Here is a 15,794-nt window from a genome sequence, read left to right as displayed (position 1 = left end):
CCACCGTCGAAACTGCACCACAGCTCCAAACCCTTCTCCACCCCCTCAAGGAGAGTTGTGAAATTTCGGCTACTTGGGCCTCTGGAAGCGAACAATGGCACCCTCAAGGCAGCCCTGGGTCCGCGCCTGCGAATTGTCCTTGCCATGCTGCTGCTCAATGCAAATCGGACCGTTTCGACAGAACGTCTGATGGAAGCGGTTTGGGGCGATGCTCCACCAGCAACGGCTCGGCCACAAATACAGATTGTCATCTCCATGTTGCGGCGCGAGATATCCAGCCCGGGGCAGGAGAACATAATTCGAACAAGGGCGCCGGGATATTCGATCAAAATCTCTTCGGAAGATTTGGATCTCCAGCAATTCGAGAATTGCGTCACGACAGCTCGCGCGCTCAGGCGGTCGGGCGAGCTGAATCAAGCGTCGAATCTACTGCGCGCTGGACTTAACCTGTGGCGCGGTGCCCCACTCGCAGATGTGCAGAGCCCTCGCCTGGAGGCCAGCGTCACCCAGTTGACCGAGAGTCGCCTGGCCGCTCTGGAAGACTTGTTCGATATCGAGTTGGACCTCGGACGCCACCACCAGTTGGTTGCAGAGGTGGCCGCAGCAGCGATTGAGAATCCGCACAGGGAACGTCTGCTGGCACAGCGAATGATCACACTGTTCCGCACCGGGCGTCAGGCGGAGGCACTCTCGGTGTACCGGGATGCGCGGCAGGCGCTCCTGACCGAGTACGGGCTGACTCCTTCTGATCAGTTGCGCGCTGTGGAGGTGGCCATTCTTCGAAATGACGAGAGCGTGCGTGCCCCTAGCGGGGTCGAACATGCCACCCCTGAGCCCACTACGCCAACCCCGCTGCCTCAGCCGTTTCCGACTCCGCCTGCGAAATTCATCGCATGCGAGGAGCAGCTCCGGCGTCTCCACAACCTGCTGCTCGAGATCCCGCGCACCGGCTCGATCGGCTTGGTCATCGTCTCCGGGCGTGCCGGTACTGGGAAGACATCCCTTGCCCTCCAAGCGGCGCACCAGTTGCAAGACCGGTTCCGGGACGGTCGGCTCTACTCCGATCTCGGAGCCAAGAACGCGTCCGTATCCGATGTATTGGGGCAGTTCATCATGGCGCTCGCCGGCCCGGATCTCTCTTTGCCCGATCAGCAGGCGCATCGCGCCCAGTTGTACCGGTCCCTTCTCGCCGGACGTCGTGTCCTCGTAATGCTCGACGGCGTCGAAGACGAGGCCGACGCTTTGCCGCTCATTCCCGCAGGCAGCGGTTCTGCAGCCATCCTGACCAGCCGTCGTCAGCTGCCCCGCTTGGCGGCTGCACGCCGACTCAACCTCAGTATGTGGGACGTCGATGACGGATACGCCCTGCTGGCTTCCGTCGTGGGGCCGCAGCGACTGGCAGCGGAGCAAGAAGAGGCGCGGAGACTCGTCCACCTTTGCGACGGACTGCCCCTAGCGCTGGGGGTGGTCGGTGCTCGCCTCGCAGCCCGGCCGCACTGGTCAATCGCCCGTATGGTCGGTCGGCTGCTGGACAGCATGGACCGCTTGGACGAGTTGACCTACCGGGGCATGACCGTGCGAGAGGGACTGGCCAGAGAATACGAAGGAATCAGCCCGACCGCCCAGAACTTGCTCTACGGTCTGGCGGCACTGCCGATGGAAGAGTTCCGAAGCAGTGACGCGCAGCAACTGTTCGACATGACCGAAAGTGAGGCCACCGACGTCCTCGCCTCGTTGGCCGAGGTAAACATGATCGAACCCGTGAACACCGAGACGGCGCCCGGCCTCTTTCGGATGTGGAATCTGGTGCGCCTCTTCGTATTTGAGCGGATGACCAAAGCCGGCGACATGCTTGGTGCAGGAAGGGCGGCACCGTGGCAGCACGGAACACTCGGGCTTCCCCACCACGGCCTGGAGCTGGCGCCGAGAAATGCGTGGACGGTCGGAGCTCCATGACGGCCCGGGTCTGACCGAGTGGCCGATTCGGCCCGGCTCATGCAGCGGCCTGCCGTCCCGGAAGGTCCCGGTTCCGACGCAGCGGGCTCGCGAGCACCATGGCGCCAGCGAGTACGAGCAAGCCAGTCATGATCCACATCGTCGGACGGAGCCCGATAGCTGAACCGAGCAGGCCGCCAAGCAGCGCCCCGAGGGGAATGGTGCTGTAGTTCACGAACATGGACGTCGCCACAACGCGACTGAGCAGTTCTGGAGGAGTGTATTTCTGCCGGAAACTACCGAAGATCACATTGCACACCGTGGCGCCCGTGACCAACACCACGGATCCGAAGACGAACAGTACAAGGGGCGCTCCATCAGTGGTCATCGGCAGCAGCAGTCCACAGGGTGCGGCTAAAAGCTGGCTGATGAGTGCGCCGCGTGCTGCCCCAAACCGACGGGCGACCCTCGTCGCCGCGACCGCTCCGAGGATGCCGCCGAGCGCTCCGGTAGCCGCAAGACCGCCGACCGTTCCTGGTTGCACTCCTACGTCACGGATCAAGAAAGGCACCAGGATCGACTGGTACCCGGCGAGGCCGAAGTTCGCCGTGGCTCCGAAGGCGGTGAGGGCACGGAGGTAAGGGTCACGTGCGATGAACCTCAGCCCCTCGACCACATCGCCGCGAAGAGACGTGCGGGTCCGAGCGGGCTGGGGGGAAGCCTCGCGCCGATTACGCATCATCAGCAGCGTGATCGTGGAGGCAAGAAAGGTGATCGCGTCGGCGAGCATCCCCAGGACTGCCCCGAACCACTGAGCTATCAGACCAGCCACCCCGGGGCCGGCAACTTGTGCCGCGGCGGCGCCGCCCTGCAGTTTCGCGTTTCCTTCGACGAGGTCCTCCTGGCCCACCAGTTCGGGCAAGTAGACCTGGAAAGCAGTGCTGAAGAAGACCGCCGCAGTGCCAGTGATCAGGCCAGTCAACAAGAGATGGGTCGTGGTCAGGACCCCAAGCCAGTCGACCAACGGCACGCTGGCGAATGCCGCCAGGGACACGAGGTTGGAACCGAGCATGACGGCTCGTCGCGGCAGGCGGCCGACCCAGACACCCACAGGCAGCCCTATAACCGTCCAAGGCACCCAGACAGCGGCGGTCAGCAGTCCGACGACGAAAGGATCGGCATCGAGTTTGACCACGGCGACCAAGGGGAGCGCGACCGTTGTAATGCTGCTGCCTAGTTTACTGACCGTCTCCCCGGCCCAGAGGAGGCGGAAGTTCCGCTCAGCGAGGAGGCCCCAGCGAGAACGGGGGTGATTCTCCGGACCGGCGGTGATGGCATCCGAATCGACCGAGGATGCTGGCGTTCCGCTCGGCCTATTCACGGCTTGGCCGGAACTGCGTGCGCGAAGGCGAAGACCGGCCTGCGCTGCTGCCCGTCGTCCGGGATCGGCCGGGACGCCCACCGGTCCAACAGCGTGGTGAGCTCCTCCGCCAGCCGCCGAGCCTCGTCGGGTGTCAGGTGCATCCACGTCTCGGTCGAGACCGAGCACCCGGAACGCCAGTCGGGTCCATCGCTCTCCCGTTCCACCATCCAGGCACGTACGAAGTGCATATGGCGGTCGAGCAGCAGCCGCGCTGCGGAATCAGCGACGGCCTCAGTCGCCGGGTCGTGCTCAAAGTCGTTGTGCGCCCAGCGCACAACGTTCGATACCAGCTGCCACCACCTCTCGCGCCGGTCGCGAGCCAGCTCCGGAACCTCCTCGACCAGGCCAGCGTCCGCGAGTACCCGCAGATGGTGACTGATGTTGCCTACGGCCTGGCCCGTTGTCTGGCTGAGTACGGAGGCCGTCGCCGGGCCGTTGAGCTTCATGACATCCATGAGCCGGCGCCGTAGCGGATGAGTGAGTGCGGCCAGCGCGCGCGTGTCGCGGATCTGTTGCACGTCGTTGTCTGTCACCTTGTCAATTATGCACAAGATCTCTTGCGCAAGAAGTGTTTTGCATGAACTGCCAACTGTCCCGCGACGAGCCCTCGAGGATCGGGATGGTTGTGGGAGAGGCATACCGACTCGTTCGAAGAGGACCTCCTGGCCGATGCCCGATTACTGACCTCAGCTCGTCAGGGTGAACCGTCCCGGTTTGCCCGACGGGCTCGTTGTGACGGCTGTATCCGATGGTGTGTGAGATATGCGGATGGGGGCGGGCTGACCGCCGCGGGACGGGTGCGCCGGGAGTCGGTGCGGATGCACGCGGCCGAGCTGCTCGAGCAGACGATCAAGCCGCCGGAAGTGACCCGGCGGCTGCGGGTGAGCCCGAAGTCGGCCCACCGGTGGCACCAGTTGTGGCGCGATGGCGGTCTACAGGCCTTGGCCTCTCGCGGCCCGGGCGGGTCGCGGTGCAGGCTGTCTCCGCGCTGCCCGAAGAAGCTCGCCGCGTACCTGGACCAGGGCCCGGCCGCACACGGCTGGGTGGAGGACCGGGTGTGGACCGCGGCGCGGGTAGCCACGCTGACCGGGCGGAAGTTCCACCTTCGTACAGCGTGTCCGGGGCAATGAGGCTGATGCACCGGCTCGGTTTCAGCTCCCAGGTCCCCATGCGGCGGGTGGCCGAGCGCGACGAGCAGGCCGTCACCGCGTGGAAGGAGTCTCAACGACTGAGTCAAGCCGCTTGCGCGACGGGATCGGGGGTGAAGATTCGCTTGTCGCGCAGGAAGGCCCACACAGGACGCTGACCCGGCGGCGGGCCAGGGCGATGATCGCTTGGACGTGCTCGCAGCCCTCGGCGCGCTTCTTGAGGTGGAAGGCCCTGTTGGGGCCGTCCTTGATGATGCTGGTCTGCGCGGGCAGGTAGAAGACCCGTCGTAGGTGGCGGCTGTAGCGCTTGAGCCGGTGCAGGTTGCCGGTGCGGCGTCCGGAGTCACGGGGGACGGGCACGAGCCCGGCCGCCGACCCGAGGTGGCCGGCGTCGGCGTAGGCCGTCAGGTCGCCGGCGGCCACGATGAGCTCGGCGCCGAGGATCGGTCCGATGCTGGGCAGGGACTCGATGATCTCGGCGTGCGGGTGGGCGTGGAAAGTGTCGCGGATCTGCAGATCGATCTGTTTGAGCCGGTCGTCGAGGCCAAGGATCTGCGTTGCGAGGTCGGCGACGATCGCGGTGGCGACGTCCTCGCCGGGCAACACGGTGTACTGGGCGTCTGAGCTTCCCCCGGTGTGCGGGAGGTGCTGATTAGCTGGTCAGGGCGGGTGTGGGTGGTTCGACGGCCACTGGTTCGGCCGTCGCCTGGTCGGCGTAGTGCTTCGCCTCGTACTCGTCCGGGCTGAGCCAGCCGAGACGCTTCTGGATGCGCCGGGTGTTGTACCAGCCGTCGATGTAGGCGAACAGCGCCAGGTCGGCGTCCGTGCGGGTCGCGAAGGTCGTGCGGCGCACGCACTCGGTCTTCAGCACGCTCCAGAGGTTCTCCGCCAGGGCGTTGTCGAACGAGTCGCCGACCGTGCCCATGCTTGCCTCAATTCCGGCCTTGAGTAGGCGGGTTGTGAGCTTGATAGAGGTGTATTGACAGCCGTGGTTGCTGTGATGAATCAGTTTGCCCGGCTCCACCGGGCGGCCGTGGAGGGCGTACTCCAGTGCTGTGAGGACCAGATCGGCGTCCGCTCGCTCGGAGTTGTGTCAGCCCACGATCCGGCGGGAGAACGCGTCGCGGATCGTGGCCAGCCACCACGGTCCCTCATCGGTTGGGACCAGCGAGATGTCGGCGACCCACAGCCGGTTGGGTGCGGTCACGGTGAAGTCGCGCTGGACCAGGTCCGGGGCAAGGCCGGCCGTCGGGTCGCGGCGGGTGAAGGAGCGGGGCCGGCGCGGGCTGACGCCCTGCAGTCCGGCCTCGCGCATCAGACGGCCGACCCGTTTACGGCCCACGTGGGTGCCCTCTCGCCGCAGGACGGCGTGGACGCGCGGGGAGCCGTAGGTGGCATCCGAGTCCGAGTGGACGCGGCGGATCTGCTCGGTCAGCTCGGTGTCCTGGCGCTTGCGCGCGCACGGCTCTGTCACGTCGCGGCGCCATCGATAGTAGGTGGAGGCGGGGATGTGCAGTTCCCGGAGTACGGGCTCGGCCCCGAAGCGGTCCTGGTGCTCGTCGATGAGCTTCAGTACCGTCGCCGGGTCGGGTCGAGCTCCTGGGCGACAAAAGCCGAGGCGGCCTTGAGGATCTCGCAGGACCGGCGGAGCTCGGCGTTCTCCTTGCGCAGAGCGGCCAGTTCCTCCTTCTCGGCGGTGGTCAGCCGGTCGCCGCGGTCGGCCTCGTCCTGGCGGATCCAGTTGCGCAGGGCCTCGTGGTGCACGCCCAGGTCCCGGGCCATCTGCCGGATCACCGGCTTCGGGTCGGCGGCCCGGTACGCGGCAACGGCTCGCTGCCGCAACTCGGGCGGGTACTGGCAGAGGCTCCATTCTCACGACCTATCAGGTCATGTCCGGCGGCCTTCCGCACTTCGGGGGAACCTCAGTCGGCGGCCTCCAGTGCAGTGGCCGCTACGGCGTCGGCGCCGCGGACACCGCGGCTGGCCAGCCAGGCCGTGAGGCGGGCCCGGCCGCGGCGGCGTATCGCGGTGGGGGCCTGGTAGCCGGTGAGCAGGACCAGGGCTCCCTTGTGCGCAGAGTAGTCGAATGCCCGGTCCAAGGCGGGAAAGATGCCGGTCAGCACGTCGCGGAGCCGGTTGATCATCCGCACCCGCTAAGCTACCGGGTCTGAGCGGTGGGTGGTCAGCAGGGCGAGGTCGGCGGCCAGCCGGGCGGGGACTTCGATTGTGGCGAAGTCCCGTCGCTGGCGGGTGGTTTCGGCGATGACGCAGGCGTCGCGAGCGTCGATCTTTGCCTCAGCAGCGGGGCCCGGTCGGGCAGCGGCAGACACCACGGCCTGCCGCCGCCCGGCCCGTTCCCGCCCGCGCGCGCACCAAGCCCTCGAACTGGCGCATCCGCAGCACCGTGAACGTCTCCACCCACACCGGCTCAGCCCGGAGCACCCCAGCCATACCGGAGACGCCCAACCACGGACCCTCCGGAAGAACCTTTAGCGCGGTTCGACGGGTCGACCAATGACGGCCCACTCCAGCACAGCCATGGCCGAGGTCATCTTGTGGAACGCCTGGCGCCATACGAGGCTGCCCTGGCCGTCGAGGACCTCGTCGTCCACGTCCTGCCCGCGAACCGCCGGCAGGTCGTGCAGGAAGACGGTCTCGGCGCCGCCGACGGAACGCATCATCTCCCGGGTGACCTTGAAGCCATCGAAGGCAGCCAGCCAGTCGTCGTTCATGTGCTGTACGCCCATGGTCTGCCAGCGAGTGGCGTAGACGGCGTCGACGCCCTGGGGCAGATCGCCGATGTCATGGTGCTCCTGGATCAGCTCGCTGCCCTGACTGAACTGCTTGACGGCGTCAATGGCCTGGGGCCGCAACCCGTAGCCGCGAGGGGTGACGAGCGTCAGCCGTAGCCCCGGCACCGCTGCAACCGCCGTGGCCAGCGCGGCGGCACTGCTGTTGCCTTCGCCGACGTAGAGGATGCTGCGGCCTTTCAGGTCCCCAAAGTGCTCTCGGAGCGTGGCCAGATCGGCGATGGCCTGTGTAGGGTGTTCGTGCTCGCTCAACGCATTGATGACGGGTATCCGGCTCGCTTCGGCGATCTCCCGCAGCTGTGCCAGCGGGCCGTTGGTCCGCATCACGAGGGCGTCGAGATATCCCGACATGACCCGTGCCGTGTCGGCCCAGGTCTCGCCGGTCGTCACCTGGAGATCGTCGGGGCCGTAGTGCATCACATCGCCGCCCAGGCGCAGGGCAGCCGTGGAGAAGGCCGAACGGGTGCGGGTTGACGCCTTGCTGAAGTAGATGCCTATCACACGGCCGGCCAGTGGGGTACCGCGCCGGTTCGGGTCAGCCATGTCGACCGCGCGCTCGATGAGTGACCCAATGGTTTGCTGGTCGAGATCCTGAAGAGACAGCACATGCCTCACGGATTCACCTCGTCTTTCTCGGATTGCCGGATGGTGCGGGGCAGGTCAGGTGGCCAAGTCAGGTGCCATGCGCAGACCCGCTTCCGAGGGCCTCCTGGACCTCGGCGTCAGTCATCGCTGCGATCTCCTCCTCGAGCAACGCTTCGATGACGGACGCCTGTTCGACCAGAGTCGGTCGCTCGTAGAAGAGGGACAGCGGTACGTCCAGGCCAAGCTCGGCGCGGATGCGCGCACCGACCCTAGACAGCGCCAGGGAGTGCCCGCCGACATCGAAGAAGCGGTCGGAGGGGTCGACGCTCGCGACTGGCAGCACGCTGAGCCAGATCTCGGCCAGGACCTTCTGCGCGGCGGTCAGTTCCGGCACCGGCCGCCTGTGGGTGGGCTCGTCGCCGGGGCCGGGCAGCGCCTTCCTGTCGACCTTGCCGCTACGGGTCAGCGGTAGCTCCTCCACGGTCATCACCGTGGACGGGACGCAGTGTTGAGGCAGTCGCTCCCGTAGAAAGGCCAGGATGGCCGCGGAATCCGGTCGGAGATCACCAGAGGGGACCACATAGCCGACCAGCAGACGTCCGGACTCCTCATGGGTATGGACGGCAGCCGCAGCGTGGCGCACCCCGGGGAAAGCTGCCAGTACCCTTTCGACCTCGTCCAGTTCTATGCGGAAGCCCCGCACCTTGACCTGGCTGTCGACGCGGCCGAGCAGTTCGAGCAGGCCCTGGGAGTTCAGCCGGGCGATGTCGCCTGTGCGGTACATGCGGGCGCCCGGCGGGCCCCAGGGATCCGGCAGGAAGCTTTGTGCGGTGAGGGCGGGAGCATGGAGATACCCGCGGGCGAGTTGCACTCCTGCCAGGTACAGTTCTCCCGTCACTCCGGGCGGAACCGGTCGCAGAGCGTCGTCGAGCACGTAGGCGCGGGTGCCCGGGAGCGGGTGTCCGATCGGCACCTTGCGTTCGTCGGCGTGCGGCCGGGACGAGTCGGTGAGGTCGGCGTGGGTGACGACGCTGGTCGCCTCCGTCGGCCCGTACGAGTTGACGAGCCGCACCGCGTCGCCGACCGCCGCGTGCCACTGGGCGAGGCGGCCCGCGTTCGCCTGCTCGCCTCCGATGACGACCAGCCGCAGGTCGCCGGGGATCTCGGGCTCCCGCTGCTCGGCGAGCCACGCGCACCAGTGGTGCCAGAACGCCGTGGGCACGTCGATGACCGTGGTCCGGGTGGCGGCCAGGGCCGTGTGGAGATCGGCCGGCGATAGCACGCGGTCCTCGGAGAGCAGCAACGTCGCCCCGGCCGTCAGGGTGGTCCAGAGTTCGGAGACGAAGGCGTCGAAGCTGAAGGAGGAGAACTGCAGCACCCGGTCCTCGGTGGTCAGCCCGTACTCCCGGGCGGCGACGGCCGCGTAGTGCGAGACGCTCCGGTGCTCAACGCCGACGGCCTTCGGGCGGCCGGTCGAGCCCGAGGTGTGGATGACGTAGGCGAGGTCCCGCTCGTCGCTGTCCGCTGCCGCCACGGCCGGGAGCGGCGCCTGTCCGGATTCCGGCTGCAGGCCGACGGCGAGGTGCCGGAACTCCTCGGGCACGCGGTGGACGTGCTCCGTGGTGAGCAGGGCCGCGCAGTTCCGGTCGCGGACCATTCCCCAGACGCGTTCGGCCGGGTCGGAGGGCTCCAGCGGCAGGTAGGCGGCTCCCGCTCTGAGGATCGCGAGGATCGCCACGATCGTCTCGGGGCGGGGCTCGGCCCACAGGCCCACCACGCTTCCCCTGCCGACGCCGCGTTCCCTCAGCCTGGCGGCCAGTTGGCCGCAGCGGCGGTCTAGGCCCCGGTAGTCGAGGCTCGTGGCACCGCGGACGACCGCGGGCCCGGTGGGGTTGCGGCGGGCCCATCGAGCGACGGACTCGTCCAGCCGGGCGGGTGCGTCCCCGGGCACGGTCCGCTCCGCCGGGGGCTCCTCGGCGAGCGCCGCGACCGCCGCGCGGTCTGCGGCGAGGAGGACGTCCAGTTCCCCGAGCGGTGCGGTGGGCGCCGCACGGATGCGGTCGGCGAGGAGCACGAAGCGGTCGGCGAGCAGTCGTACGGTGGCCTCGTCGAACAGGTCGGCGTTGCCGAGGATCCGACCGGCGAGGCTGCCGTCGGGACGGGCCGTCAGCTCCACCTCGATGTCGAAGGTGCCCGCGAGCACGGCCGGCCGCTCTGGCCGTGCGGAGAGGCCTTGCAAGTCCCACGCCGGCGGCGGGTCCGCCGAGAGTTGGAACAGCACGTCGAAGAGCGGGGAGCGGTCGGCGTGACGGGCCGGGTTCACGTCCTCCACCACGAGGTCGAAGGGGACGCTCCCGTGGGTGTGGGCCTCCAAGGTGGTGTCCCGGACCCTGTCGAGGAGGTCGGCGAAGGTTCCGGCGCCCGCCAGGTCGAGACGCAGCACCACGGTGTTCACCAGGAAGCCGACCAGCCCCTCCAGGTCCGGATGGTCGCGAAGGTCCATCGGAGAGCCGATGGGGAGGTCGTCCTGCCTGGTGTGCCGCTGCATCAGGATGCCGAACAGGGCGAGGAAGGTCATGAAGGGCGTGGCCCCGTGCTGCTTGCCCAGCTCGGTGAGCGCCTCGTGCTGCTCGGCGGTGAAGCTGAAGTCGTGGGAGTGCGACGTGCTCGACCGGGTGGCGGGCCTGAGCCGGTCCGCGGGCATCTCCAGAGTCGGCAGGTCGCGCAACGTCTCCCGCCAGTAGGCGAGTCCGGCCGCGTGGTGCCCTGCCGAGCGCCGGCGGTGTTCCCAGGCGGCGTAGTCGGAGGCGGAGCACGCCGGCGCGGCGACCGGTTCGGCGGCGCCGGAGAGTCTGGCCTGGTACCGCGCGGAGAGATCCGCCGCGATGACCGCCTCCGATGCCGCGTCGTAGGCGATGTGATGGAAGGTCAGCATCACCAGATGCTCGTCGGCTTCCAGGCGCACCACCGAGCAGCGCAGCAGGGTGTCCCGGGTCAGGTCGAACGCGCGGGCCGCCTCGGCGGTCAGCAGGTCCCGCGCGTGCCCCTCGCGTTCGACGGCGGGAAGACCGGTCAGATCGTGAGCGTCGATCGCCACCTCGGCGGCCGGGGCGGCGAGCTGGACCGGCCCGTCCTCGGTCATCTCGATCCGCATGCGCAGGGCGTCGTGGCGCAGGACGACGTCCGACACGGCTCCGCGCAGCGCGTCGAGGTCCAGGGTGCCGTGCAGGCGGAGGGAGACGGGCGAGTTGTACGAGGCGCTGCCGGGGTGCATCTCCTGGAGCATCCACAGCCGCCGCTGCCCGCTCGACAGCGGAACCGGAACTCCGTGCGGTGTCCGCGGAATCTCCTCGTAGACCGGTGCTGTGCCCGCGTCGGCGCGCTCGGCGAGCCCGCGCACGGTGCGGGAGTCGAACAGCTGCCGGACCGTGGTCTCGATGCCGAGTTCGCGGGCGAGGGCGACGGAGACCCGGACGGCGAGCAGACTGTGTCCGCCGAGATGGAAGAAGTCCTGGGTGACCCCCACCTCGGGCAGACCGAGGAACCGGGCCCAGACGGCGGCGATCGACCGTTCCAAAGGGGTCGGCGGGGCGGCGCAGGCGAGCTCCGGTCCCTCGTCGATCGGCTCCGGATCGGGAAGCCGCGCCCGGTCGACCTTGCCGGTCACCGACAGCGGCAGGCGGTCGAGCGCCACGTAGTGGGTCGGCACCATGTAGGCGGGGAGCCGCGCCGCCGCGAACGCGCGCAGTTCTTCCGAGGCTGCCGTGGACACGGTGTAGGCGACCAGCAGGGTCCCCCTCTGACGGTCGTGCCGTACGCCGACGACGGCCGCGTCGACCTCGGGGTGCTCACGCAGCACGGCTGCGATCTCGCCCGGTTCCACCCGGAAACCGCGGATCTTGACCTGCTCGTCGGCCCGTCCCAGGAACTCCAGCAGGCCGTCGTGACGAAGCCGCGCCAGGTCCCCGGTGCGGTACATCCGTCCGGGACCGAAGGGGTCGGGCAGGAAGCGCTCGGCGGTCCTGGCCGGCCTGCCGTGATAGCCGCGGACCACGCCGGCGCCACCAATGTAGAGCTCGCCGGGGACTCCGGGGGGCACCGGCCGCAGATCGGCGTCCAGCAGGTACTCGGTGGTCCGGGGCAGGGGCCGCCCCAGGGGCACGAAGTCCTCCGAATCGTCCCCGACCTGCTGGACGGAGGACCAGACCGTGGTCTCGGTCGGGCCGTACACCTGGAACAGCCGCCAGGGGGCGGACACAGCCCTGACCCGGGCCACGACGGCCGGGTCCGACGCCTGACCGCCGAACAGCAGTACCCGCAAGCCGCGCGCGAAGCCCGGTACGTGGCGGGCGAGTTCCTCGACCAGCGCTGCTGTCAGGTACATCACGTCGACCTGCCAGTCGAGCAGGCATGCGCTCAGCATGGTCGGGTCCAGCAGGACGTCGTGGGGGATGACCCGGAGCGAGGCACCGTGCGCGAGCGCGGTCCAGACCTCGAAGGTGAGCGCGTCGAAGGAGGGCGACGACGCCATGCCCATGACGTCGCCGGGCGCCAGGTCCAGGTAGTCGACGGTGTTGACGAACCAGTTCAGCGCGCGGTGCTGAACGCTGACGCCCTTCGGTGTCCCCGTGGAACCCGAGGTGTAGACGACGTAGGCCAGCGAATCCGGGCGAACCGGGGGGAGGTCCACTGCGGCCGGCGGCTCCGGCCGGGTGGAGAGGGTGAGCGGGAGGACGTCGACGCCTTCGTGGCCGCCGAACCGGGAGAGGCACTCCGGTGCGGCCAACAGCAGCCGGGTGCCGGTGTCGGCGAGCATGTCGACGCGTCGCTGACGCGGGTGGCCGGGGTCGATCGGCACGTAGGCGGCACCCGCGCGAAGGACGGCCACCATCGCCACGACCAGTTCGGCGGAGCGAGGGAAGCAGATCCCGACCGTACGCTCCGGACCGGCGCCCCGCGCGACCAGCTCGGCGGCCCAGGCCCCGGAGAGCAGGTCCAGCTCCTGGTAGGTGAGCTGGTTCTGCTCGCCCCAGGTAACGGCGGGGGCGTGTGGCCTCCGCCGGACCTGGTCGGCTATCAGGTCGAGGAGCGGATACGGTTCGCGAAGGGACGCGCGCGCTCCCAAGGCTTCGTCCAGGAGGGTTCGATCGGCCCCGGAGACCAGGTCCAGCGCGCCGATCGGCGTGCCGGGGTGCTGCCCGACCTGTTCGAGCAGCCTTGAGAACAGGGCCGCCAAGGCGCGCGCGGAGCCCGGGTCGACGGTGTCGGGGCGACAGACCAGCTCCCCGGTCACGGTGTCCGAGGGCGTGATCACCAGGGCGGTCTCGTACCCGGAGTCGACCAGGTTCGCCAGGTGTTCGACCCTCAGGCCGGGCGGCAGCTCGTCGGCCGTGAGCTCCGGGATCGTCTGGACAGTGACGATCGATTCGAACACGGGGTTCGGCCGGGCGATGTCGCTCCAATCCTGGATGTCGGTCAGCGACGCGTGTTCGTACGGGCGCTGGTCGAGGAGGTCGCGGTGCAGTCCGGCGAGCCACTCGGCCACGGGTGCGGCAGGATCGACGGCGGCCCGCACGGGCACGGTGTTGACCAGCATGCCGACGATCTCGGGCGCCTCCGGCAGATCGAGCATGCGCCCACTGCGGACCGCGCCGAACAGTACGTCGTGTTCCCCGCCAAACGCCGACAGCGTCAGCGCCCAGGTCCCCTCCAGCAGGGAGGCGAGGGTGAGCCGGTGGGCGCGGGCGCAGGCGCGCAGCCGGTCCGAGGTCTCCCGGCCCAGGCTGAAGGGCACCCGGAACGGCGCGCCGTCAGCGGATGTCGGCGGCGGGCTCGGCAGGGAGAGGGCGGTGGGTGTCTCGCGGCCGGCCAGGCGGACGCGCCAGTACCGCTGCGACTGCGTGCCGTCGAGTCCGTTCAGCCATGACAGGTAGCGGGCCTGGGGGACGGGGGCGGGCAGGGCCGCGGGCGGGCCGCCCATCGCCTCGCGGTAGCAGGCCAGGACTTCGCGCAGCACCACGGCCGCGCTCCAGCCGTCGAGGACGATGTGCTGGCTCGTCCACAGCAGTTCGTGCCGGTCATCGGCCAGCGCGACCAGGGTGAGCGCGAAGGGCGCCTCGGCGTCCTCGGCCGGGTCCGCCGAGCGTTGCGCTTCCACCAACTCGGCCACGCGCAGCTGCTGCGCCTCCTTGCCGAGGCCGCGCAGGTCGAGGTCCTCCCAGGGCACGGCCACCCGGCCGCGGACCACCTGCAGCGGCTCGTTCAGGTCCTTCCACACCAGTGCGGTGCGGAGGGCGTCGTGCCGGTCCGTGACGCGTTGCCACGCCGCGCGGAATGCAGCGGTGTCCAGCGGTCCGGTCAGCCGGTAGCGGTCCTGGTTGAGGTACACGGTGTCGTTGCCGTCGAGCAGCCGGTGGAAGAGCATCCCGGCCTGCGCGGGTGACAGCGGGTGCACGCTGGTGATGTCGGTGCGGGAGAGAGAGGACACGCGTCACCTGATCCCGTTGAGTAGCCGGCTGATCGTCTCGTCGTCCCGGGTGCGGAGCGACGGGTCCGTTGCGGCGGGGGCCGCAGCGGGGGTCGCTTGTGCCGGCGGCGCGACCTGGGCCAGTTCGGCGAGCTCGGCCAGCGTCTCGCTGCTCAGCACCTGGTGCGCGGTCACGGCGAGCCCTCGTCTGCGGGCGAAGGCGCTCACGCTCATGGCCCGCAGCGAGTCACCTCCCAGCTCGACGAAGTTGTCTCGGCTCCCCACCGATTCGACGCCGAGGACCTCGGCGAAGGCTGCTGCCAGGACCCCTTCGGCCGTGGGCTGCGGGGGTTCGAGCGCGCCGTCGTCGTCGGGCCCGAACGCGGACGTCACGGCGCGGCTCACCGGGCACCGTTGGCGGCCATCGCCGCGCGGAGAGAGGCCGGCCGCATGTCGGTCCACACCTCTTCGATGTAGGACAGGCACTCCGCCTTCGTGCCCTTGGGGCCGATCGGGCGCCAGCCCGAGGGCAGCTCCAGGTGGACGGGCCAGACGGAGTACTGCTCCTCGTCGTTGATGACGGTGGTGTGGGTCTGTGCCTCGTTCATGGCTGTGTTCCTTTACGCGGTGGGAGGGGGTCAACCGGAGACCCTGATCAGGCCCATCTGGGTCGCCTTCGCGACCGCCTGGACGCGGTCGTCGGCGCCGATGCGCGAGTACAGCCGGCGCAGGTGGCGCTCGACCGTGCGCGGCGCCTGGAAGCGGTGGCGGGCCATGCGCCGGACGGTGGCCCCGGCGGCGAGGTCCTGGAGCAGCTCACGGTCGGCGTCGTCGAGGTCGATCCCGGGGTGGGGAACCGTCCCGGGGGGCCGGCTTCCGAGGAGATCGGGCAGCAGCGGAGCCGGCATCAGGGCATGCCCCGACCGGGCCAGCTGTGCCGCCAGCACCACCACGCGCGGATCGGTTCGCCTGTCCAGGACGACGGTCGCTCCCTGGCGCAGCACCGCCAGAGCGGTGTCGGCCTGCGCGGGCTCGGTCAGGGCGACGACGGTCACCCGGCTGTTCACCTCCCGGATCCGCCGTACGGCATCGGACTCGTCTGCCCGGAGGACGGCCAGCAGCAGAACCCCTTCGTGCCGTGCAGCCCACGGAACCGGATCCGGTGGACAGGCGACGGTGAACCCGGCCGTTGCGCCGGCGGTGGCGAGAAGACGGCGGTGGGCGGGTTCGGGATCGACGACGGCCAGCTCGGGCCGGTCACCGTCGCAGGCGGCGCGGTTCCGCAGCGGTGCAATGGTCACCGTTCCTCCTCGGATGGGTCGATGCGGTGGGCGAACGGCACTCCTGGCGCCCTGACCGGCACACCGCAACGTGTCTACTCCAACTTCGGGTCCGGGTTCCACAGCCTGCCGGTGCGGCTGGAGCCC

Annotated in this window: 11 protein-coding genes and 4 pseudogenes; 2 read left to right on the top strand and 13 right to left on the bottom strand. The window is 69.2% G+C overall.

The window, feature by feature from the left end; genetic code table 11:
• Positions 1 to 57 precede the first annotated feature (57 nt).
• Positions 58 to 1,956 carry an AfsR/SARP family transcriptional regulator gene (locus tag ACFP3U_RS25545; RefSeq protein ID WP_380227993.1) on the top strand — a complete coding sequence of 633 codons (1,899 nt, stop codon included), beginning with the start codon at positions 58 to 60 and terminating at the stop codon, positions 1,954 to 1,956.
• Positions 1,957 to 1,993: 37 nt separating this feature from the next.
• Here the strand turns inward: ACFP3U_RS25545 and ACFP3U_RS25540 are convergent, their stop codons facing one another.
• Complete coding sequence (locus ACFP3U_RS25540; protein WP_380227992.1) at positions 1,994 to 3,316, bottom strand: MFS transporter; 1,323 nt, start codon at positions 3,314 to 3,316, stop codon at positions 1,994 to 1,996.
• The gene (locus ACFP3U_RS25535) at positions 3,313 to 3,891 is read right to left on the bottom strand and encodes an ArsR/SmtB family transcription factor (protein WP_380227991.1); all 579 of its coding nucleotides are present in this window, start codon (positions 3,889 to 3,891) and stop codon (positions 3,313 to 3,315) included. The genes ACFP3U_RS25540 and ACFP3U_RS25535 overlap by 4 nt, the downstream gene beginning before the upstream one ends.
• A gap of 222 nt (positions 3,892 to 4,113) precedes the next feature.
• Between ACFP3U_RS25535 and ACFP3U_RS25530 the strand changes: the two are divergent.
• A pseudogene (locus tag ACFP3U_RS25530) lies at positions 4,114 to 4,580 on the top strand (winged helix-turn-helix domain-containing protein); the annotation flags it as partial.
• 11 nt (positions 4,581 to 4,591) lie between these two features.
• Here the strand turns inward: ACFP3U_RS25530 and ACFP3U_RS25525 are convergent.
• The 11 genes and pseudogenes from ACFP3U_RS25525 to ACFP3U_RS25475 form a co-directional block, all read right to left on the bottom strand.
• Positions 4,592 to 5,133, bottom strand: a pseudogene (locus ACFP3U_RS25525) (transposase); the annotation flags it as partial.
• A 25-nt stretch (positions 5,134 to 5,158) separates the two neighbouring features.
• Positions 5,159 to 5,530: a transposase gene (locus ACFP3U_RS25520; protein ID WP_380227990.1), complete on the bottom strand. Its 372-nt coding sequence runs from the start codon at positions 5,528 to 5,530 to the stop codon at positions 5,159 to 5,161.
• A gap of 69 nt (positions 5,531 to 5,599) precedes the next feature.
• On the bottom strand, positions 5,600 to 5,980 hold the full coding sequence (locus ACFP3U_RS25515; protein WP_380227989.1) for an IS3 family transposase: 381 nt from the start codon (positions 5,978 to 5,980) through the stop codon (positions 5,600 to 5,602).
• Positions 5,981 to 6,075: 95 nt separating this feature from the next.
• Positions 6,076 to 6,348, bottom strand: coding sequence for a transposase (locus ACFP3U_RS25510; RefSeq protein WP_380227987.1), 273 nt, complete (start codon positions 6,346 to 6,348; stop codon positions 6,076 to 6,078).
• A gap of 86 nt (positions 6,349 to 6,434) precedes the next feature.
• Positions 6,435 to 6,803, bottom strand: a pseudogene (locus ACFP3U_RS25505) (IS110 family transposase); the annotation flags it as partial.
• Positions 6,804 to 6,814: 11 nt separating this feature from the next.
• Positions 6,815 to 6,957: pseudogene (locus tag ACFP3U_RS25500) on the bottom strand (IS5/IS1182 family transposase); the annotation flags it as partial.
• Positions 6,958 to 6,995: 38 nt separating this feature from the next.
• Positions 6,996 to 7,931 carry an ornithine carbamoyltransferase gene (locus ACFP3U_RS25495; protein ID WP_380227986.1) on the bottom strand — a complete coding sequence of 312 codons (936 nt, stop codon included), beginning with the start codon at positions 7,929 to 7,931 and terminating at the stop codon, positions 6,996 to 6,998.
• 58 nt (positions 7,932 to 7,989) lie between these two features.
• Positions 7,990 to 14,388 (bottom strand): amino acid adenylation domain-containing protein, encoded by a 6,399-nt coding sequence (locus tag ACFP3U_RS25490; protein ID WP_380227985.1) that lies wholly within the window; start codon positions 14,386 to 14,388, stop codon positions 7,990 to 7,992.
• A 3-nt stretch (positions 14,389 to 14,391) separates the two neighbouring features.
• On the bottom strand, positions 14,392 to 14,760 hold the full coding sequence (locus ACFP3U_RS25485) for a phosphopantetheine-binding protein (protein ID WP_380227984.1): 369 nt from the start codon (positions 14,758 to 14,760) through the stop codon (positions 14,392 to 14,394).
• Positions 14,761 to 14,768: 8 nt separating this feature from the next.
• The gene (locus ACFP3U_RS25480; protein ID WP_380227983.1) at positions 14,769 to 14,975 is read right to left on the bottom strand and encodes an MbtH family protein; all 207 of its coding nucleotides are present in this window, start codon (positions 14,973 to 14,975) and stop codon (positions 14,769 to 14,771) included.
• 30 nt (positions 14,976 to 15,005) lie between these two features.
• The gene (locus ACFP3U_RS25475; protein ID WP_380227982.1) at positions 15,006 to 15,668 is read right to left on the bottom strand and encodes a response regulator transcription factor; all 663 of its coding nucleotides are present in this window, start codon (positions 15,666 to 15,668) and stop codon (positions 15,006 to 15,008) included.
• Positions 15,669 to 15,794 lie beyond the last annotated feature (126 nt).

The organism is Kitasatospora misakiensis (assembly GCF_042656005.1).
GTDB classification, from domain to species: domain Bacteria; phylum Actinomycetota; class Actinomycetes; order Streptomycetales; family Streptomycetaceae; genus Kitasatospora; species Kitasatospora misakiensis.
Note: the sequence above shows the minus strand (reverse complement) of the source record. Positions and strands in the feature narration are given on the sequence as shown.

Bases quoted from the DNA above. Each gene is read 5' to 3' on its own strand.
- ACFP3U_RS25480 (WP_380227983.1), bottom strand. From the start codon at position 14,975: ATGAACGAGGCACAGACCCACACCACCGTCATCAACGACGAGGAGCAG.